Origin of the sequence: Bradyrhizobium liaoningense (genome assembly GCF_018130825.1) — a bacterium.
Lineage (GTDB): Bacteria > Pseudomonadota > Alphaproteobacteria > Rhizobiales > Xanthobacteraceae > Bradyrhizobium > Bradyrhizobium liaoningense_B.
The window spans coordinates 324,826-344,610 of the sequence record NZ_JAFCJS010000004.1; the positions used below are offsets into that span (position 1 = coordinate 324,826).

Here is a 19,785-nt window from a genome sequence, read left to right on the forward strand (position 1 = left end):
ACATGACCGATCGACCGACTGTCCTCGTCACAGGAGGCGCAGGCTATATTGGCTCGCATGCCTGCCGCGCACTGACCGCCGCCGGCTATCAGCCCGTCGTTTATGACAATCTCTCGACAGGTCACCGCAGCTTCGTCACCGGGCCGCTCGTGACGGGCGATCTGCTCGACGGCGCGGCGCTGGCGCGCGCCTTCGCCGAGCACAAGGTCGGCGCGGTGATGCATTTCGCGGCCGCCAGCCTCGTCGGCGAATCCATGACCGACCCGCAGAAATATTACATCAACAACGTACAGGGCACGTTGTCGCTGCTGCAGGCGATGCGCAACGCCGGCTGCCATCGCATCGTGTTCTCCTCGACCGGCGCCGTCTACGGCAATGCCGATTCCAAGGAGCTCCCGGAAGATTTCCCCTGCGCGCCGATCAACCCCTACGGCGCATCGAAATGGATGATCGAGCGCATGCTCGCCGATTATCGTGCGGCCTATGGCTTCGGTGCATTCTGCCTGCGCTATTTCAACGCCAGCGGTGCCGATCCCGCCGGCGGCATCGGCGAATTGCGCGACAACGAGACCCATCTCATTCCCCGCGCGATGATGGCGCTGCAGGGCCATGTCGACTTCGCCGTGTTCGGCGACGATTACGACACGCCCGACGGCACCGCGATCCGCGACTACATCCATGTCACGGACCTTGCCGCCGCGCATGTCGCGGCGCTGAAGCTTCTGGAAACCGGACATGCCGGCGGCAGCTTCAACCTCGGCACCGGCGCGGGCTTCTCGGTGCGCCAGATCCTCGACGCGATCAGGCAGGAGACCGGGCGCGAGGTGCCGCACACCGTCAAGCCGCGCCGCGCCGGCGATCCCACCTACCTGGTCGCCGATCCCTCCGCCGCGCGAAAAGTTCTTAACTTCGTGCCGCGGCACTCCGACCTGCCGACGGTGATCCGCACCGCCTGGGCCTGGCACCAGAAGGCCCATCCGCTTAAGGCGCGTTAAGCAACCGTAACATCCGTACCTTGCCTGCCGTGCCTCCAAACGGCTAGAATGGAGGCACGCTGCCGCCGTTGGCGTATCGCCGACGGCCGCATTTTTGGGCATCACCGACGATGAGGTCGGGATGCATGGCTCCCGCCTGTTGCGCGAGCCGATTTTTCCTGATGTCAGGACCACAATCGAATCTGCGTGACGGCCTGTCATCAGGCGCGGATTCAAAGGAGTATCGATCCAATGCATCAGGCTGCACGCCTGGAGTTCGAGCGCGTGATGGATGAGTTCGTCCGCTGGCATGTCGTGCCCGCGGACGAGCGCTCGCCTGCGCCGGCCTGGTGGTGGGGGCCTGCGATGGCGGTGGTCGACGATCAGGAGCCGATGAGCCGCGCATGGTGCGCCGAGTTCGGCCTGAACGAGGGCGCGGGCTTCGCCGACGGCGCGCGCACGATCCTGGCGCTGTTCGTCGAGCAGACCTCGCTGACGGGACCGCAGGACTTTCCGAGCATTGCCGAGGGCGCCGATCACGAGGTCCGCGAGCTGCACCCGCAGCCGTCAGACGACAGCGCGTTTCAGCCGTAGCGCCGCAGCCGCGGTGGCAACCGGATCCGGCTCGGGCTGGAGCGGTGGCGCGACCGGCAGCACCATCGGCCGCAGCAGCTCGGCCATCTGCTTCGCCGGCAGCGGCTTCGAGATCAGGAAGCCCTGCATCTCGTCGCAGCCGTGGCTGCGCAGGAACGCCTCCTGCTCGGCATTCTCGACACCTTCGGCGACGACGGTCATGCCGAGCGCCTTGCCCATGCTGATGATCGCCTGCGCGATCGCCTGATCCTCCGAATCCTGCGGCAGGTCGCGCACGAAGGAGCGGTCGATCTTGATCGTGTCGATCGGGAAGTGCTTCATCAGCGACATCGACGAATAGCCGGTGCCGAAATCGTCGATCGCAAGGCGGATGCCGCGGCTCTGGATGGCGTCGAGCACCTTGAGCGCACGTCCGACATTGCGCATCATCATGCTCTCGGTGACCTCCAGCTGGAGCAGCACCGGCGACATGCCGGAAGCCGCCAGCGCCTCGTCGACGTCCTGCAACAGATGCTCGTCGGCAAACTGCCGCGGCGACAGGTTGACCGCCATCGACAGCGGCAGCAGGCCACGGCGCTGCCAGGCCATGGCCTGCGCGCAGGCCTCGTTGAGCACCCAGCGGCCGATCGGCACGATCAGCCCGGTTTCCTCCGCGAGCGGAATGAACTGGGCGGGCGAGACGCTGCCGAGATCGGGATGAGTCCAGCGCAGCAGCGCTTCCACGCCGGTGATCTGGCCGGTCTCCATGTCCACCTTGGGCTGATAGTTCAGCGAGAACTGCTCGCGCTCCAGCGCCCGGCGCAGAGCGCTTTCCAGCGACAGCCGCTCGATCGACTGGGTCTTCACTTCCTTGGAGAAGAAGCGGTAGCCGTTCTTGCCGTCCTCCTTGGCGAGATACATCGCCATGTCGGCGTTCTTGGTCAGCGTCTGCGCGTCGGAGCCGTTGGCCGGATAGATCGCGATGCCGATCGAGGCCGTGGTGTGGCACTCGTGACCGGCGAGCTCCATGGGCTCGGCGAGCGCCGTGAGCAGCCCGGTCGCGATGCGCTGGACGTCGTCGATCTCGCCGCACTGGTCGAGAATGACCACGAACTCGTCGCCGCCGAGCCGCGCCACCACGTCGCTGGCCCGCAGCGCGCCGCGCAGGCGATTCGCCACCTCGAGCAGCAGCAGATCGCCGGCCTCGTGCCCCAGCGAATCGTTGATGACCTTGAAGCGGTCGAGATCGATGAACAGCACCGCAAAGCGGTGGTCGTGGCGCTGCGCTGTGTCGATTGCTGCGCGCAGCAGCCCGTTGAAGGTCTCGCGGTTCGGCAGGTCGGTCAGGCTGTCGTGCGAGGCGAGATACTCGATCCGCTCGTCCGCCTGGTTCTTCTCGTCGGCCCGATCGAAATTCTCCATCGCGAAGGAGACGTTGTCGGCCAGGCGTTGCAGCAGTTCGACGAACTCTTCCGTGAAGGCTTCGGGCTCGGTCGACATGTAGATCATGACGCCGACGGCGCGGTCGTGCGCGATGAGCGGAAACGCCGCGCCCGACCGCGCGCCGTCGCCGCGCACGATGGCATGGAAGACCCGGACGCGATCGTCGTTGAGATAGTCGTTGCTGATGCAGGGCTGGCGCGTGCGGAACGCCGTGCCGCTCATGCCGCGCCCCTCGGGGCGCTCGGGGTCGATGGAAAGACGGACGTTGCGCGTGGTGTCCGCGGACGGTCCGGCCGCCGCCACGATCTCGAGCTGATCGCTGCCTTCCGTTGCCAGCGCGATCGTCGTCGAGGTGAATTTCGCGCCATTCGACGCGGCGAGGCAGACGAGGTCGAACAGCTCGGCGCGCGACTTGGCCCGCATGATCGCCTCGTTGGTGGCGCTCAGCGCCGCGAACATGCGCGTCAGACGTTCCTTCTGCGCCTCGGTCCGGGCCTTTTCCTCGGCGCGATCGAAATTGTCGAGCGCGAACGAGACGTTCTCGGCAAGCCGCCCCAGCAGCTGGATGAGATCCTGGGTGAAGGCGCCCTCGTCCGGCGAGAGGAACAGCAACACGCCGACGGCCTCGCCGCCGTTGCTGAGCAACGGGAAGCAGGCACCCGATTTCGTCCCTTGCGTGCGTGCGATCCGGTGCCAGTGCGCGGTGCGGATGTCGGTGAGAAGATCGTTGGCGATGCAGGGCGTGCGCGTACGGAAGGAGGTGCCGGTGAGCCCGCGTCCCTCCGGGTCATCGGCCGAGGTCGAGAAGCGCCATTCCTTGACGAGGCCGCAGCTCTCGCCCTTGGTCATGGCAATGTCGAGATAGTGTCTCGTTGCATCCACCATGGCGATGGTCGCGGAGGAGAAGGTACCGCCGAGCACCGCCGCCTCGCAGACCACCTCGAACAATTCGGCGCGGGTCTTCACCCGCATGATCGCCTCGTTGGTCGCGCTCAGCGCCTCGAGCATGCCCCTGAGGCGATTGCGCTGCATCTCGGCCTTGGCCTTCGCCTCGGCACGGTCGAAATTCTCCAGCGCAAAGGAGACGTTGGCCTGGAGCTTGCACAGCAGCTCGACGAGTTCGGGCGTGAAGGTGCCGCACTCCGGGGAGTTGAACAGGAATACGCCCTCGACCCGGTCGCCGTTGAACAGCGGCAGCGCCGCGGAGGCCGCGATGCCGTTGCGGCGGGCGCTGGCCTGCCAGGGCACGATGCGGTCGTCGGCGAGCACGTCGTTGCTGACGGCAGGCTGGCGCGTGCGGAACGCGGTGCCGGTCAGCCCGCGTCCTTCCGCCACCTGCTCGGAGATCGAGAACTTGAAGTTGCGAACCTGGTCGGCATTCGGTCCGTAGCTCGCGACCACGCGCAGCAGCTCGGCGCGCTGGTCGACCAGCGCGATGCTGGCCGAGGTGAACTTGGCGCCTTTGGCCGTCGCCTCGCAGACGAGGTCGAACAGCTCGGAGCGCGACCGCGCGCGCAGGATCGCTTCGTTGGTGGCGCTGAGCGCCGCATACATGCGCGCCAGGCGCTCTTCCTCCGCCGCGATCCTGGCCTTCTCGGCCTCCCGGCCGAAATTCTCGATCGCGAACGAGACGTTCTCGGCCATGCGCAGCAGCAGCGCGACGATCTCCTCGTCCTTGGCCCAGGAGCGGCTGATGAAGAACAGGAGCACGCCGACGCTTTCGCCGCGCTTGATCAGCGGCGCGACCACGCAGGCGGCGACGCCGGTGTTGACGTTGGCCTGCTCCCACGGCGAGCCCTTGGTGCGGCTGGCGAGATCGTCCTCGACGATGGCTTTCTGCGTCCGGAACACCTCGCCGGAGATGCCCTTGCCGTAGGGATTTTCCGGGTCGACCGAGTAGCGCGCCTGGGTCACGAGCTCGAGGTTCTGCCCGGTGGCCGCGACAGGCTTCATCCAGTGCGAATCCGCTTCGCGGAGCAGCACGATGGTCGCCAGCGACTTGCCGCTGTGCACGGAGGCGTCGCAGACGAGCTGGTACAGCTCCTGCTCGGTCTTGGCCCGCAGGATCGCTTCGTTGGTGGCGCTGATGGCGCCGAACATGCGGTTGAGCCGGCGTGTCGCCCGTTCGCTGGTCTGCCGCGCGGTCTCGCGCGCGAAATTGTCCAGCGCGTAGGAGATGTTCGCCGACATGCGCTCGAACAGCGATACCATCTGGTCATTCAGCGAATTGGCTTCGCTCCGCGTCACGTACAGCACGCCGACGCTCTTGCCGTTGCAGAGCAGCGGCAACGCCGCCGCCGCGCCGATATGCGCCTTGGTGGCTCCCTCACGCCACGCCAGCGAGCGCGGATCGTTCAGATAGTCGTTGCTGACGCACAGCTTCTGATCGCGAAATGCCTCGCCGCCGACGCCCGATCCTTCCGGCGTGCCGGCGTCCGTCGTGATCTCGATCGAGCGCAGCCGCGGGATATCGTCGCCACAGCCGGCCGCAAAGCGCAGCCGCCGGCCATCCGGGCCCACCAGGAACACGGCCACGGCCAAAAAGTCCCCGCTCGAAAATCCGGCGTCGCAGACCTTCTGGTACAGCTCGTCCGGCGATCTCGCGTAGAGGATCGCTTCATTGATGGCGCTCAGCGCCGCAAAGGTGCGCGCGAGTGTCGTCGGCACGATCTCAGCTCCCGGGCATTTCTGCCTATTTCTCCCGGTGCCTTTATGAACGGCGATCGCCTAAGTGGTCGTTATTCCGCCGGGCAAACCGTCGATCAAAGTGAACGAGCTGCGAACGGCCTCCGCAAAACTGTCGGGAATACCGCCGCACGGGACGAAGCTTCGACGAAAGGCGTGTTCCGTTTACGAATTTGCAGCCCTGTATTGGTTTACGGGAGATTGATATCGCGGCTCTGCTTTGAGACGATGGCCCCCAACAAGCAGCCTGTTAAGGGCACCAAGCCGGGGAAACGCCATGCCGCTCGTCAGGGCCGACCGCCTCACGCGCATCAGCGCCGCGCTGCTCCAGGCGGCCGGGGCTTCCGAGGAGGAAGCCGACGCCGTCGCGACCGGCTGCGTCAACGCCAATCTCGCCGGCCACGACTCCCACGGCGTGATCGCCGTTCCCACCTATATCGACCGCATCAAGGCAGGGCACATCGTTCCCGGCGCGAAATGGACCATCGTCCAGGAATCGCCGACCACGACCGTGATCGACGGCCATTGGGGGTTCGGCTTCCACGTCAACGCCAAGGCGATGGCGCTGACGATCGAGAAGGCGAAGACGGCGAACGTCGCCGCCTGCACCGTGTTCCGGCAGAGCCATGTCGGCCGCCTCGCCGCCTATCCCTTGATGGCGATGCGCGAAGGCATGATCGGGATTGCGACGGCGGATTCCGGCCGCTCGCCGAAGCACGTGGCACCGTTCGGCGGCAAGGAGGCGAGGCTCGGCACCAACCCGATCTCGATCGCGGTGCCGTCCGACCTCGATGCGCCGTTCTATCTGGACATGGCGACCTCGGCGGTCGCTGCCGGCAAGATCCAGCTCGCGGTCGCGCGAGGCGAGGAAATTCCCACCGGCTGGATCATCGACGCCGAAGGACGGCACACCACCGATCCGACCCAATATCGCAAGGGCGGCGCGCTGCTGCCGCTCGGCGGCACCGAGGGCTACAAGGGTAGCGGCCTCGCCGCCATGGTCGAGGTGCTGTGCGGCCTGCTCACCGGTCTCGGTTTCGGCGTCGAGCCCACGGGGCGGCACAATGACGGCTGCTTCATGGCCGTGTTCAACGTCGCAGCGTTCCGCCCGCTCGAGGAGTTCAAGCGCGAAGTCGCCGAGTTCGCATGCTATCTGAAGTCGACCCCGCCGTCCGAGGGCAGCGCAGGCGTCTACTATCCCGGCGAGATCGAGGGCGTGCGCGAGCAGCAGCGCCTGCGCGACGGTATCGTGGTCGAGGATGCGACCTGGGACAAGCTGCGCACACTGGCGCGCGAGTACCGGCTCGACACCGTCCTTTGCCTCGCCTGACGCTATCAGGAGAACAGCAGCATGAATCGGCAGATGGTATTGGTCGGCTTCCTCCAGGCGCAAAACTGCACCAACTTGCCGAGCTCCTGGCGGCATCCGGACTCGCGCGACGACTCCATGTCCGCGGATTACTATCAGGAGATCGCAAAAATCCTCGAAGCCGGCAAGTTTCACATGGCCTTCTTTGACGATCGCCTGGCGATGCCGGACCGCTATGGCAACGACCACGCCCACACCGTCGAATACGGCATCCGCTGCGTGAAGATGGACCCGCTGATCGTGCTGACGACGATGGGCATGGTCACCGAGAGACTCGGCCTCGGCGCAACCTGCTCGACCACCTACTACGAGCCCTTCGACGTCGCCCGCCGCTTCGCGACGCTCGACCTGATGTCGGGCGGGCGCGCGGGGTGGAACGTCGTGACCTCGCTCAACGACGGCGAGGCGCTCAACATGGGACGCGACTCCCATCCCGAACATGATTCCCGCTACGACAAGGCCGACGAGTTCATGGAGGTCGTGCTCGGCCATTGGGACACCTGGGAGGACGGCGCGATCATCATGGACAAGACAAGCGGCCGCTTTGCCGATCCCAGCAAGGTGAAGCGGCTCGATCACAAGGGGCAGGCGTTCAAGTCGCGCGGGCCGTTCACCGTGCCGCGGTCGCAACAGGGCCATCCCGTGATCATCCAGGCCGGCGCCTCCGGCCGCGGCCAGCGCTTTGCCGGCCGCTGGGGCGAGGTGATCTTCACCGCCGCGCGCAACCTCGCCGCCGCCAAGGAAGGCTATGCTTCCGTGCGCAATGAGGCCGCCAAGGCTGGCCGCGATCCCGACCAGATGTTTCTCTGCAATCTGACGACGCCGGTCTGCGCTGCGACCAAGGCGGAGGCCGAGGACAAGATGGCACTGATCAACAAGCTGCCGCTGCAGATCGACGCGCTGTCGCTACTCGCCGAAGCGCTCAACTACGACTTCGCCTCCAAGGATCTCGACGAGCCCCTGACGACGGAGGACTTGAAAAGTATGCAAGGCATTCTGGGCATTCGCGACGGCGTGCTGAAGAATTCAGGCAAGAGCAACCCGAGTGCGCGCGACTTCGTCACCTTCTCCGGCCGCGGCCAGGTGCAGGACGCCATGGTCGGCGGGCCCAAGGAGATCGCCGACAAGCTGGAGGAAATGTTCGTCGAGCGCGGCTGCGACGGCTTCGTCATCGCCGCAACCTATGTGCCCGGGTCCTATGCCGACTTCGTGCAACACGTCGTGCCGGAATTGCAGCGTCGCGGCCTGTTCCAGAAGGACTATCGCGGCAAGACGCTGCGCGAAAATCTCGGGCTGAAGCGGCCGGCCGCCGGGGCCTGGAAGGTGCAGCCGCGCGATGCCGCGGAATAACGACGAGGACACATTATGCGCTGGCTGAAATTCACCACCGCGGGCAAGACCTCCTGGGGGATCGTTGAGGGCGATCAGGTCATCGCGATCGACGGCGATCCCTTTGGCGAATGGCAACGCAGCTCGCGCACGCATCCGCTTGGCGAGGTCAAGATCGAGCTGCCGCTGATCCCGCGCACCTTCTATTGTGTCGGCCTGAATTACCTCAAGCACCTGAAGGAAGCCGCCGACAAGCGCGGCGAGGTGCCGGCCGTGCCCGACCGTCCCGAGATCGGCTATCGCGCGCAGAACGCGCTGATCGCGCATGACGAGGAGGTCGTGATCCCGTCCCTGGCGACGGACAAGATTCACTATGAAGGCGAGCTCGTCGTCGTCATCGGCAAGAAGGTGAAGCATCTCACCAAAGAAAACGCGATGGATTGCGTGTTCGGCTACACCATCGGCAACGACGTCAGCGAACGCAGCTGGCAGAAGGCAGATCGCAGCCTGTGGCGCTCGAAAAACGCCGACACCTTCAAGCCGATGGGCCCGTGGATCGAGACCGAGGCGAATCTTGCCAGGATGGAGACCATCGTCCGGGTCAACGGCAAGGAGACCAACCGCTTCTACACCAACGACATGATCTTCGGCGTGGTGCCGTTCCTGGTCGAGTTGACCAAATATTTCACGCTATGGCCCGGCGACGTGATCTGGATGGGCACCGACGGTGCCTCGCCGGATATCAAGCACGGCGATGTCGTGGAGATCGACATCACCGGTGTCGGCACGTTGCGGAACAGGTTCGTGCGGGAGCAGCGGTGACAAAAGTGCCGTAGGGTGGGCAAAGCGTAGCGTGCCCACCAACCTTCGCAGATCGAGCGAGATGGTGGACACGGCGCAAGAGCGCCTTTGCCCACCATCTTTCCGACGTCGTGAAAGAAATCGTGGGCACGCTTCGCTTTGCCCACCCTACGAGAGCGGTGCGAGCACACGGCACTTCCCGTGCCTCAAAACGGCAGCGCCACGCTCGTCTTGATCTCCTTCAGCACCACGTTGCTGCGGACGTAGCGGATGCCGGGAATGCGGAACATGAACTCGTCGAGGAAGCGGTTGTAGGCCGCCATGTCCTGCACCACGACGCGCAAATGATAGTCGGCATCGCCCGTGGTCGCGAAACACTCCAGCACCTCGCGGCGCGTCGTGACCCTGGCCACGAATTCGTCGACGAACTTCGCATCGTGCCGCTCCAGCGAGACGTGGAGGATGGCCGACATCGTAAATCCCGCCTGCTCGCGCGCGACCAGCGCCGCGTAGCCCTGGATGACACCGCTCTCCTCCAGCGCCCGCACCCGGCGCCAGCAGGCCGAGGTGGACATGCCGACCTCGTCTGCGAGTTGCTGGTTGGTGGCGCGGCCGTCCTTCTGGAGGTGGGCGAGAATCCGCGTGTCCTGCTCTTCGATCATGGAAGCCTCCCAAGTCGGGAACCTCTACCAGATTTGATCGTCTCGCGCAAAATTCTACCGAATTCGTGATCCTCACGGGATAAATAGGTAAGACCTACCAGCCTCACAGGCATAACCTTCCATCATTAGGGCAGGATGCCGCGCGAGGTCCGCCATGGACGTCATTCCGTCACTCGACACTTACGATCTCTCCGATCGCTATGATCGCGAGGAGGGCCGCGTGTTCCTCACGGGCACGCAGGCCATCGTCCGCATCGCGCTCGACCAGGCGAGGCGCGACCGGGCGAACGGACTCAACACCGCGGGCTTCATCTCCGGCTATCGCGGCTCGCCGCTCGGCGGCGTCGATCTCGAGCTGTGGCGCATCCAGGAGCGGTTGAAGCGGGACCGCATCGAATTCCTCCCCGCAGTGAACGAGGACCTCGCGGCCACGGCGGTGCTCGGCTCACAGCAGGTCGAAACGCAAGCCGACCGCGAGGTCGATGGCGTGTTCGGCCTCTGGTACGGCAAGGGCCCCGGCGTCGATCGTTCCGGCGATGCGCTCAAGCACGGCAATGCCTACGGCTCCTCGCCGCACGGTGGCGTGCTGGTGGTCGCCGGCGACGACCACGGCTGCGTGTCATCGTCGATGCCGCACCAGTCCGACGTCGCCTTCATGAGCTGGTTCATGCCGACGCTGCACCCAGCCGATGTCGGCGAATATCTGGCGTTCGGCGAATATGGCTACGCGCTGAGCCGCTTCTCCGGTATGTGGGTCGGCTTCAAGGCGATCTCGGAGATTGTGGAATCGGGCGCATCCGTCGCGCTGCGCCCGCCACGCCCCTTCCGCGCGCCCGACTTCACGCCGCCGCCGGGCGGCCTGCATTATCGCTGGCCCGATCTGCCGGGTCCGCAGATCGAGGAGCGGCTGGAGGCGAAGAAGCACGCCGTCTACGCCTTTGCAAAGGCCAACCCGATCGATCGCCACATCTACGACATCCCCGGCGCGACCTACGGCATCGTCACGACCGGCAAGGCGCATCTCGATCTGATGGAAGCGCTGCGGCTGATGGGCCTCGATGAAACGGCCTGCCGCAGCATCGGCATCGACGTCTACAAGGTCGGCATGGTCTGGCCGCTGGCGTTGCATGACGCCATGGACTTCGTGAAGGGCAAGCGCGAGATCCTCGTGGTCGAGGAGAAGCGCGGCATCATCGAGAGCCAGTTCAAGGAATATTTTTACGATTATCCCGGCAGCAAGCCGGAGCGCATGGTGGGCAAGCATGACGAAACCGGCGCTCGGCTGATCTCCTGGATCGGCGAATTGTCGCCGCGCGCGCTGGCGAACGTGCTGGCGCGCAGGCTTGATCCGATGTTTCCGGGACTCAATCTTGCCGCCCGCGTAGCCGCCTTGATGCCGGAGGCCGCGCGCACGATCAACGTCGCGGGCGCAACGCGCACGCCCTATTTCTGCTCCGGTTGTCCGCACAACACCTCGACAAAGGTGCCGGAGGGATCGAAGGCGCTGGCCGGCATCGGCTGCCATTTCATGGCGAGCTGGATGGACCGCGAGACCTCGTCGCTGATCCAGATGGGCGGCGAGGGCGTGAACTGGGCGGCGTCATCACGCTTCACCGGCCACAAGCATGTTTTCCAGAATCTCGGCGAAGGCACCTATTATCATTCGGGCTCGATGGCGATCCGGCAGGCGATCGCCGCCAAGGCCAACATCACCTACAAGATCCTGTACAACGACGCCGTCGCGATGACCGGCGGCCAGCCGGTCGACGGTCCGGTCAGCGTGCACGCCATCGCGCACAGCGTCCGCGCCGAAGGCGTTGAGCGCATCGCCCTCGTCTCGGACGATCCCGCGCATTTCAACCCGGCGGACCTGCCCGGCGGCGTCACCATCCACCCCCGCGAGGAGATGGATACCGTGCAGCGCGAGCTGCGCGAGGTCTCCGGCGTCTCCGTCCTGATCTACCAGCAGACCTGCGCTACCGAGAAGCGGCGCCGGCGCAAGCGCGGCCAGATGGCCGACCCGAAACGCTTTGCCTACATCAACGACCTCGTCTGCGAGGGCTGCGGCGACTGCTCGGTGGAATCCAACTGCCTCAGCGTCGAGCCGAAGGAAACGCCGTTCGGCCGCAAGCGGCAGATCAACCTGTCGGCGTGCAACAAGGATTTTTCCTGCCTCAACGGCTTTTGCCCGAGTTTCGTGACGGTCGAAGGCGCGACGCGGCGGAAGAAGAGCGCGAGCCAGATCGATGCGGCCGGCCGCGCCGCCACGCTTCCGTTGCCCACGCCCGCCACGCTTGACCGGCCTTACGACCTGCTGGTGACCGGCGTCGGCGGCACCGGCGTGATCACGGTCGGCGCGCTGATCGGCATGGCCGCGCATCTCGAACGCTTTGGCGTCTCGGTGCTGGACTTTACGGGCTTCGCGCAGAAGTTTGGGCCTGTGCTGAGCTATATCCGCCTCGCCGCGAGCCCTGAAGCGCTGCATCAGATCCGCATCGACCAGGGCGCGGCCGACGCGCTGATCGGCTGCGATCTCGTCGTCAGCTCCTCGCCAAAGGCGTCCGGCACCTATCGTCGCGCCACGCGTGCCGCCGTCAACACTGCGGAGATGCCGACCGGCGACGTCGTTCGCTTCCGCGACGCCGATCTCGCCTCCCCAGCCCGCCTGCGCGCGATCCGTCAGGTCATCGGCGACGGCAATCTCGACACCATCAACGCCAACGCGCTGGCCGACCGGCTGCTCGGCGATGCCGTCTTTGCCAACATCATCATGCTGGGTTTTGCCTGGCAGCACGGACTGGTTCCGGTCTCGCTGTCGGCGCTGCTACGTGCGATCGAGCTCAATGGCGTCGCGGTCGAACGCAACAAGCAGGCCTTTGCCTGGGGCCGGATCGCCGCCGCCGATCCGGACTTTCTGCCGAAGGCGGACGATGCGCCGGAAGCCGAGACGCTCGACCAGCTCATTGCCCGGCGCGGCGAGTTCCTCACGGCCTATCAGAACGAGGCCTATGCGACGCGTTACCGGGCGATGGTCGCAAGAGTCCGCAATGCCGAAGCCGGCCTGAACAGCGAGGCGCTGACCGAGGCGGTTGCCCGCGCGCTGTTCAAGCTGATGGCCTACAAGGACGAGTACGAGGTGGCGCGTCTGCACATGCGAAGCGGCTTTCTCGACGCGTTGAAGCGCGAGTTCGAGGACGGCTTCAGCGTCCAGTATCACCTTGCCCCACCGTTCCTGCCGTCCAAGCACGACGCCCGCGGCCGGCCGCACAAGCGCGCCTTCGGCCAGTGGATTCAGATGCCGCTCGCTGTGCTCTCTCGTTTGAAGGGATTGCGTGGGACGCCGTTCGATCCGTTCGGCTACACTGCGGAACGGCGCGCCGAACGGGAGCTGATCGCCTGGTATGAGGGCCTGATCGAACGGATGCTCCGGGACCTCGACGCGACGCATCTGCCAAATCTCGTGGCGATAGCCAAAGGTCCGATGGAGATCCGCGGCTACGGCCCGGTGAAGGACGCCGCGATCGGGAAGGTGAAGGCCGACATCGAGCGGCAGTTCGCTGAACTCGACACGCCCTCGCCGGCAAGAATGCACGCCTACGGTTGACGTGGCGCCGCCGAGGCTTCAGCCTCTGAACCCGAGAGGCGCCCTGATGGCGCCCCTGCAATCGCGGGTGACGCATCATGGATTTCGACCAGTTGACGCTGACCGAGGCCGCGGCCGGCCTCAGCGCCGGGACAATCACGAGCACCGCGCTCACGACAGAAGCCCTGGCCCGCGCCAAGTCCAACGCCGAGCTCAATGCCTTCGTCACCCTGGACGAGGCCGGTGCCTTGAAGGCGGCAGCGGCGTTCGACGCGACGGGTGATAAGACAAAACCGCTCGGCGGCGTACCGATCGTGATCAAGGACAATATCGAGGTGGCCGGGCTGCCCTGCAGCGCCGGCACCCCGGCGCTGAGGGATTACGTTCCGAAGGCCGACGCGCCTGTTGTGGCCAAGCTGCGCGCCGCGGGCGCCGTCATCATCGGCAAGACCAGCATGCACGAGCTGGCCTTCGGCATCTCCGGCTACAACACCGCATTCAAGAGCGGTGCCGAATACGGCGTGCGCAATGCCTATGATCGCGCCCTGATCGCCGGCGGCTCCTCGTCAGGCACGGGCGCGGCGATCGGCGCGCGGATCGTCGCGGGCGGGCTCGGCACCGACACCGGCGGATCGGTGCGGGTGCCCGCCGCGCTGAACGGATGCGCCTCGCTGCGTCCGACGGTCGGCCGCTATCCGCAAGAGGGGATCGCGCCGATCTCGCACACCCGCGATACCGCAGGTCCGATGGCCGCGACCATGGCCGACGTCGCCCTGCTCGATCGCGTGATCGCGGGTGGCGATGCGCTTGCGCCGGCCGATCTGAGGCAGGTCCGCGTCGGCATCGTGAAATCGATGCTGGCCAATCTCGATGCCGACACCGAGGCCGCCTTTCAGACGGCGGTCGCAAAAGTGAAGGCGCAAGGCGTCACGGTCATCGAGATCGAGATGCCACGGCTGGCCGAGCTCGACGGCCAGGCCAGCTTTCCCGTCGCGCTGTACGAAGCCTATGACGATCTGGTCGCCTATCTCAAGCACACCGGCACCGGCCTCACCATCGAGGCAGTGGCGGAGAAAATCGCCAGCGCCGACGTCAAGGGCACCTATGATGGCCTGGTGATCCCGCGCAAGCTGCCCGCGCCCGATGGCTCGCTGGTTGACGCCAAGCCGATCTATGATGCCGCGATCAAGACCGCTCGGCCCGCGCTCCAGGCGTTGTACGCCAGGAGCTTTGCCGACAACCGGCTCGATGCGATCGTCTTCCCGACCACGCCGCGCGTCGCCATTCCCTCCAACCCCGAGTCCAGCAGCCTCGAGAATTTCGGCCTGTTCATCCAGAACACCGATCCAGGCAGCAATGCCGGCATTCCCGGCATCCAGATCCCGATCGCGCTCGGTGCCAGCAGCAGATTGCCGATCGGGCTCGAACTGGATGGCCCCGCGGGCAGTGATCGCCAGCTGCTCGCGATCGGAATGGCGCTCGACGGAGTGTTTGGAAGATTGCCGCCGCCGCGACTGATGAGATCGTAGGGTGGATTAGCCGAAGGCGTAATCCACCTCTTCTGCTGCCGCGGAGAGAGACAGTGGTGGGTTACGCCCTGCGGTCTGCGCTTCGCGCAGTCCGCAAGGCTAACCCACCCTACGGTCGTGCCGCCGCGGCGCCGCTCACGAATACGGGTTGATCAGCTTCTGCTGCTCGGCGCTGTGGTGCGCGAGCATGTCGATGAAGGTCCTGACCTTCGCCGACAGATGATGGCGGTGCGGATAGACCGCATTCATGGACAGCTCGACCGTCCGATATTCCGGCAACAGGCGCACGAGGCGGCCGGCTTCGAGGTCGTCCTGAATGAGAAACCCCGCCATCAGGCACACGGCCGCCCCCTCCAGCGCGACCTTCCGCAGCGCTTCACCGCTGTTGGTGACGAAGCTGCCGGAGATGCGTACCGAAGCCGGCGCGCCCTTGCGATCGAGGAAACGCCATTCGTCGCCAAACGGATAGTTCAGGTGACGACCGCAATTATGCGCGGTGAGCTCGTCGAGCTTCTGCACCCGGCCGTGCTTCTCGATGTAATCATGGGAGCAGCACAGCACGTGACGCCAGGTGGCGAGACTCCGCACGATCAGGCTCGAATCCGGCGGCGGCGTCATGCGCAGGGCAACATCGTAGCCTTCCTCGATGAGATCGACATCGGCCTCGCCCATGCGCAGATCGATCTTGAGCTCCGGATAGGCCGACAGCAGTTTCGCCACCACCGGCGCCACGAACGGCACCATGTGGGTGGCAACGTGAATGCACAGCGTGCCTCGGGGCACCGACTGCAACTCGCTCGCGATGTCGTCGGCCTGTTCGAGATCGGCGAGGATCTGGACGCAGCGATCGTAATAGGCCTTGCCGATTTCGGTCAGGTTGACCTTGCGCGTGGTGCGGTGAAGCAGCCTGACCCCGAGCCGGTCTTCCAGCGCCTGAACGTGATTGCTCACCATGGTGGTCGACATGTTGAGCTTGCGGGCTGCTGCGGAGAAGCCGCCGGTCTCGACCACCCGGCTGAACACTTCGAGGCTCGTCAATCGATCCATGGCCGCCTGATTATCCGCTTCGGATCGATAATCGCGAGACATTCGTCCCGGATCATCAGTTCACACACATGGCGCGTCCCGCTTGCAGCTTGGCCTGGCAGAGGACGCACGTCTCGGCAGCAATCGCGCGACAGAGGCGGCAATCGCTCTGGGGCAGCCGCGGCCTCGGCCCGGTAGACATCACGAACCAAAGTGACGGCTCCGATTATCCACCTCCAATGGATAATCCTTCCAGAATTTAGCCAATTATCACTGAAGCCGGCAAGACCGATAGTCTCAGCGAGCCGACAGGAGACCGCAATGTCCGAGATGCCCCGCACCGAGACCTTCCAGCAAGCAACTGAAATCACTCGCGATTACGCCAAGGCGCCGGCTGTCCCGGCCCGGAACATGGTCCGGCGCGCGGCCCTGGTGCTCGCCCTCCTCGCAGGCACGGCCACCATGGTCTACTACGGCCACGATTACTGGACCTACGGCCGCTACCTCGAGACCACCGACGACGCCTATGTGAAGGCGGACTCCACGATCATCGCGCCAAAAGTCTCCGGCTACATCGCCAAAGTGCTGGTCGGCGACAACGAGAAGGTCAGGGCGGGCCAGCTCCTCGCCAGGATCGACGACCGCGACTTCAAGGCGGCGCTGGATCAGGCTCGCGCCGACGTCGCCGCCGGCGAAGCCTCGGTGCGCAACATCGATGCTCAGCTCGAGCTGCAGCAGCCGGTCATCGAACAGAGCACCGCCGATGTCGCGGCCGCAGACGCCAATCTCAAATTCGCGCAGGAGGAGCGCGCCCGCTACGACGACCTCATGAAGTCGGGCTCCGGCACGATCCAGCGCGCGCAGCAGACCGATGCGGCGCTGCGCGCCAGCAACGCGCAATTGCAGCACGCGAAATCTGGCCTCGTGGCCGCGCAGCGCAAGGTCGACGTGCTCACCACCCAGCGCGCCCAGGCCACCGCCCAGCTCGAACGCGCCCGCGCGGTCGCGCAGCAGGCGGCACTGAACCAGTCCTATACCGAAATCACCGCGCCGGTGGACGGCACGGTCGGCGCCCGCTCCTTGCGCGTCGGCCAATATGTGCAGGCCGGCACGCAGTTGATGGCGGTGGTGCCGCTCGATGCGGTCTATGTCGTCGCCAACTTCAAGGAGACGCAGCTGACCCATGTGCGTCCCGGCCAGCCGGTCGAGCTGCACGTCGACAGTTTTCGCAACCAGACCCTGCGCGGCCATGTCGATAGTCTTTCGCCGGCCAGCGGACTTGAATTCGCACTGCTGCCGCCGGACAACGCCACCGGCAACTTCACCAAGATCGTGCAGCGCGTGCCCGTGAAGATCGTGCTCGACGATCACAGCCTCACCGGCTTGCTGCGGCCCGGCATGTCCGCGGTGCCGACGGTCGACACGAAGGCGACGGTGCTGGCCGAACGCGAGACGGCCAAGCGCCTCGCCGACAATACGACGCGCCCGAACGGCGGCTGAGGCCGGCAAGCCTCCGCCGGGATTGTCAAATCCCACCGGATGATCCTCCCAGGACTTCCTCGATTATCAAGACCGTCCGCCCAATACATCCTGTCTCCGTAATTGAGACGAGGCTTCCATGAGCACGCTCCAACCCGCCCTCACCGCCGCATCCGCCGCCGACATCCCCGCGCCCGCCGCAGCACCGGCGGTGCCCGCCAAAACCTGGATCGCGGTGATCGGCGCGACGCTCGGCGCTTTCATGGCGGTGCTGAACATCCAGATCGTCAACGCCTCGCTCGCGGACATCCAGGGCGCGATCGGCGCCGGCATCGACGACGGCGGCTGGATCTCGACGTCCTACCTGATCGCGGAAATCGTGGTGATCCCGCTCTCGGGCTGGCTGGCGCAGGTGTTCTCGATCCGCATCTATCTGCTGACCAATGCGGTCCTGTTCCTGCTTCTGTCGGCCGCCTGCGCGCTAGCGCAGGACCTGCCGCAGATGATCGTGCTGCGCGCGGTGCAGGGCTTTACCGGCGGCGTGCTGATCCCGATGGCCTTCACGCTGATCATCACGCTGCTGCCGCGCGCAAAGCAGCCGGTCGGCCTGGCGCTGTTCGCACTGTCGGCGACGTTCGCGCCGGCGATCGGACCGACCATCGGCGGCTATCTCACCGAGAATTTCGGCTGGCAATACATCTTCTACGTCAACCTCGTGCCCGGCGCGATCATGGTCGGCATGCTCTGGTACGCGCTCGAGGCGAGGCCGATGAAGCTTTCGCTGCTGCGCGAAGGCGACTGGGCCGGCATCGTCACCATGGCGATCGGGCTCTCGGCGCTCCAGACCGTGCTGGAGGAAGGCAACAAGGACGACTGGTTCGGCTCGCCCTTCATCGTCAAGCTCTCGATCATCGCAGCCGTGACGCTGACCGCCTTCCTGGTCATCGAGCTCACGGTGAAGAAGCCGCTGCTCAATCTGCGCCTGCTGGTCCGCCGCAATTTCGGCTTCGGCATGCTCGCGAACTTGCTGCTCGGCATCGCGCTGTACGGCTCGGTGTTCATCCTGCCGCAATATCTGGCGCGCATCCAGGGCTACAATGCCGAGCAGATCGGCATGGTGCTGGCCTGGACCGGACTGCCGCAGCTCCTGCTGATCCCGCTGGTGCCGCGCCTGATGCAGAAATTCGACGCGCGGATCATCATCGGCATCGGCTTCGTGCTGTTCGCGGCCTCGAACTTCATGAACATCTACATGACCAACGACTACGCCGCAGACCAGCTGTTGTGGCCCAACGTCGTTCGCGCCATCGGCCAGGCGCTGGTGATGGCACCATTGTCGGCGGTCGCAACGGCTGGCATCGAGGCGGAGAACGCCGGCTCGGCCTCCGGCCTGTTCAACATGATGCGCAATCTCGGCGGCGCCATCGGCATCGCGCTGTTGCAGACGGTGCTGACCAAGCGCGAGCAATATCACTCCAACGTGCTGATGCAGTCGGTCTCGGTGTTCGAGCAGGCCACCCGCGCGCGGCTCGAGCAGCTCACGCAATATTTCATCAATCACGGCATCCTCGACCGTGCAGATGCCTCACATCGCGCCTATGTTGCGATCGGCCACATCGTGCAGAAGCAAGCCTATATCTTCGCCTTCAGCGACACCTTCTATCTGCTCGGCATGGCACTGATCGTCGCTCTCATCGCCGTATTCTTTCTGAAGAAGCCCGGCCAGGTCTCGGCCGGCGGAGCCCACTGATCCCAACCGGAGAAAAGGAGAACGACCATGAAGCCCCGCATGAATTTCTACCAAGCCGCTCCCGACACCATGAAGGCGCTGATGGCGCTGGAAGAGCAGATCCAGTCGACGGGCCTGGAGAAATCGCTGATCGAGCTGGTCAAGATCCGGGCATCGCAGATCAACGGCTGCGCCTTCTGCATCAACATGCACACCGAGGACGCCCGCAAGCGCGGCGAGACCGAGCAGCGCATTTACCTGCTCAACGCCTGGCGCGAATCCCCGCTCTATTCCGACCGCGAGCGCGCCGCGCTGGCCTGGACGGAAGCCGTGACGCTGATCTCAGAGACGCACGCGCCGGACGATGTCTACGAACAGGTTCGCGCGCAATTCTCCGACGCGGACACGGTGAACCTGACCATGCTGATCGGCGCCATCAATGCCTGGAACCGGATCGCGATTGCGTTCCGCGCCGTGCATCCGGTGAAGGTGAAGGCGTCGGTGGCGTAGGCCACAGTATCGCCTTACGCACAGCCTCGTAGGGTGGGCAAAGGCGCACTTGCGCCGTGCCCACGTCTTCTCACGCATTCGCTGAAGGAATGG

At 65.3% G+C, this 19,785-nt stretch carries 13 protein-coding genes; 10 read left to right on the forward strand and 3 right to left on the reverse strand.

Annotated elements, in window-relative coordinates; translation table 11 throughout:
* The first annotated feature begins 2 nt into the window (after positions 1 to 2).
* A complete protein-coding gene (gene galE, locus JQ603_RS20230) occupies positions 3 to 995 on the forward strand; it encodes a UDP-glucose 4-epimerase GalE (protein WP_212341987.1) in 993 nt (330 codons plus the stop codon).
* Positions 996 to 1,226: 231 nt separating this feature from the next.
* Positions 1,227 to 1,568 carry a hypothetical protein gene (locus JQ603_RS20235; protein WP_212341989.1) on the forward strand — a complete coding sequence of 114 codons (342 nt, stop codon included), beginning with the start codon at positions 1,227 to 1,229 and terminating at the stop codon, positions 1,566 to 1,568.
* On the opposite strand, the gene JQ603_RS20240 is transcribed toward JQ603_RS20235, so the two are convergent.
* The gene (locus JQ603_RS20240) at positions 1,542 to 5,657 is read right to left on the reverse strand and encodes a bifunctional diguanylate cyclase/phosphodiesterase (protein ID WP_212341991.1); all 4,116 of its coding nucleotides are present in this window, start codon (positions 5,655 to 5,657) and stop codon (positions 1,542 to 1,544) included. The two genes, JQ603_RS20235 and JQ603_RS20240, sit on opposite strands and share 27 nt — an antisense overlap.
* 295 nt (positions 5,658 to 5,952) lie before the next feature.
* Between JQ603_RS20240 and JQ603_RS20245 the strand changes: the two genes are divergently transcribed.
* The 3 genes from JQ603_RS20245 to JQ603_RS20255 are packed head-to-tail and all read left to right on the forward strand — an operon-like array spanning position 5,953 to position 9,195.
* Positions 5,953 to 7,005 carry an Ldh family oxidoreductase gene (locus JQ603_RS20245; RefSeq protein ID WP_212341992.1) on the forward strand — a complete coding sequence of 351 codons (1,053 nt, stop codon included), beginning with the start codon at positions 5,953 to 5,955 and terminating at the stop codon, positions 7,003 to 7,005.
* 21 nt (positions 7,006 to 7,026) lie between these two features.
* Positions 7,027 to 8,394: an LLM class flavin-dependent oxidoreductase gene (locus tag JQ603_RS20250; protein ID WP_212341993.1), complete on the forward strand. Its 1,368-nt coding sequence runs from the start codon at positions 7,027 to 7,029 to the stop codon at positions 8,392 to 8,394.
* A 15-nt stretch (positions 8,395 to 8,409) separates the two neighbouring features.
* Positions 8,410 to 9,195, forward strand: a complete 786-nt coding sequence (locus tag JQ603_RS20255) for a fumarylacetoacetate hydrolase family protein (RefSeq protein WP_212341994.1) — start codon at positions 8,410 to 8,412, stop codon at positions 9,193 to 9,195.
* A 185-nt stretch (positions 9,196 to 9,380) separates the two neighbouring features.
* On the opposite strand, the gene JQ603_RS20260 is transcribed toward JQ603_RS20255, so the two are convergent.
* The gene (locus JQ603_RS20260; RefSeq protein ID WP_130365525.1) at positions 9,381 to 9,836 is read right to left on the reverse strand and encodes an Lrp/AsnC family transcriptional regulator; all 456 of its coding nucleotides are present in this window, start codon (positions 9,834 to 9,836) and stop codon (positions 9,381 to 9,383) included.
* Positions 9,837 to 9,990: 154 nt separating this feature from the next.
* On the opposite strand from JQ603_RS20260, the gene JQ603_RS20265 reads away from it, so the two are divergent.
* Together JQ603_RS20265 and iaaH are read left to right on the forward strand one after the other, a co-directional pair.
* Positions 9,991 to 13,440, forward strand: coding sequence for an indolepyruvate ferredoxin oxidoreductase family protein (locus JQ603_RS20265; RefSeq protein WP_212341995.1), 3,450 nt, complete (start codon positions 9,991 to 9,993; stop codon positions 13,438 to 13,440).
* Positions 13,441 to 13,517: 77 nt separating this feature from the next.
* Entirely contained in the window at positions 13,518 to 14,948 is a 1,431-nt protein-coding gene (iaaH, locus tag JQ603_RS20270) for an indoleacetamide hydrolase (RefSeq protein WP_212341996.1), read from the forward strand.
* A 135-nt stretch (positions 14,949 to 15,083) separates the two neighbouring features.
* On the opposite strand, the gene JQ603_RS20275 is transcribed toward iaaH, so the two are convergent.
* Positions 15,084 to 15,995: a LysR family transcriptional regulator gene (locus JQ603_RS20275; protein ID WP_212341998.1), complete on the reverse strand. Its 912-nt coding sequence runs from the start codon at positions 15,993 to 15,995 to the stop codon at positions 15,084 to 15,086.
* Between the two features lie 300 nt (positions 15,996 to 16,295).
* On the opposite strand from JQ603_RS20275, the gene JQ603_RS20280 reads away from it, so the two are divergent.
* The 3 genes from JQ603_RS20280 to JQ603_RS20290 all read left to right on the forward strand — a co-directional run bounded on the left by JQ603_RS20280 (position 16,296) and on the right by JQ603_RS20290 (position 19,692).
* Positions 16,296 to 17,474: an HlyD family secretion protein gene (locus JQ603_RS20280; protein ID WP_212342000.1), complete on the forward strand. Its 1,179-nt coding sequence runs from the start codon at positions 16,296 to 16,298 to the stop codon at positions 17,472 to 17,474.
* A gap of 118 nt (positions 17,475 to 17,592) precedes the next feature.
* On the forward strand, positions 17,593 to 19,203 hold the full coding sequence (locus JQ603_RS20285; protein ID WP_212342002.1) for an MDR family MFS transporter: 1,611 nt from the start codon (positions 17,593 to 17,595) through the stop codon (positions 19,201 to 19,203).
* 27 nt (positions 19,204 to 19,230) lie between these two features.
* Positions 19,231 to 19,692 carry a carboxymuconolactone decarboxylase family protein gene (locus JQ603_RS20290; protein ID WP_212342004.1) on the forward strand — a complete coding sequence of 154 codons (462 nt, stop codon included), beginning with the start codon at positions 19,231 to 19,233 and terminating at the stop codon, positions 19,690 to 19,692.
* Positions 19,693 to 19,785: the final 93 nt, after the last annotated feature.

Coding starts and splice junctions, on each gene's coding strand:
- galE (WP_212341987.1), top strand. CDS start 3: ATGACCGATCGACCGACTGTCCTCGTCACAGGAGGCGCAGGCTATATT.
- JQ603_RS20235 (WP_212341989.1), top strand. CDS start 1,227: ATGCATCAGGCTGCACGCCTGGAGTTCGAGCGCGTGATGGATGAGTTC.
- JQ603_RS20245 (WP_212341992.1), top strand. CDS start 5,953: ATGCCGCTCGTCAGGGCCGACCGCCTCACGCGCATCAGCGCCGCGCTG.
- JQ603_RS20250 (WP_212341993.1), top strand. CDS start 7,027: ATGAATCGGCAGATGGTATTGGTCGGCTTCCTCCAGGCGCAAAACTGC.
- JQ603_RS20255 (WP_212341994.1), top strand. CDS start 8,410: ATGCGCTGGCTGAAATTCACCACCGCGGGCAAGACCTCCTGGGGGATC.
- JQ603_RS20260 (WP_130365525.1), bottom strand. CDS start 9,836: ATGATCGAAGAGCAGGACACGCGGATTCTCGCCCACCTCCAGAAGGAC.
- JQ603_RS20265 (WP_212341995.1), top strand. CDS start 9,991: ATGGACGTCATTCCGTCACTCGACACTTACGATCTCTCCGATCGCTAT.
- iaaH (WP_212341996.1), top strand. CDS start 13,518: ATGGATTTCGACCAGTTGACGCTGACCGAGGCCGCGGCCGGCCTCAGC.
- JQ603_RS20275 (WP_212341998.1), bottom strand. CDS start 15,995: ATGGATCGATTGACGAGCCTCGAAGTGTTCAGCCGGGTGGTCGAGACC.
- JQ603_RS20280 (WP_212342000.1), top strand. CDS start 16,296: ATGTCCGAGATGCCCCGCACCGAGACCTTCCAGCAAGCAACTGAAATC.
- JQ603_RS20285 (WP_212342002.1), top strand. CDS start 17,593: ATGAGCACGCTCCAACCCGCCCTCACCGCCGCATCCGCCGCCGACATC.
- JQ603_RS20290 (WP_212342004.1), top strand. CDS start 19,231: ATGAAGCCCCGCATGAATTTCTACCAAGCCGCTCCCGACACCATGAAG.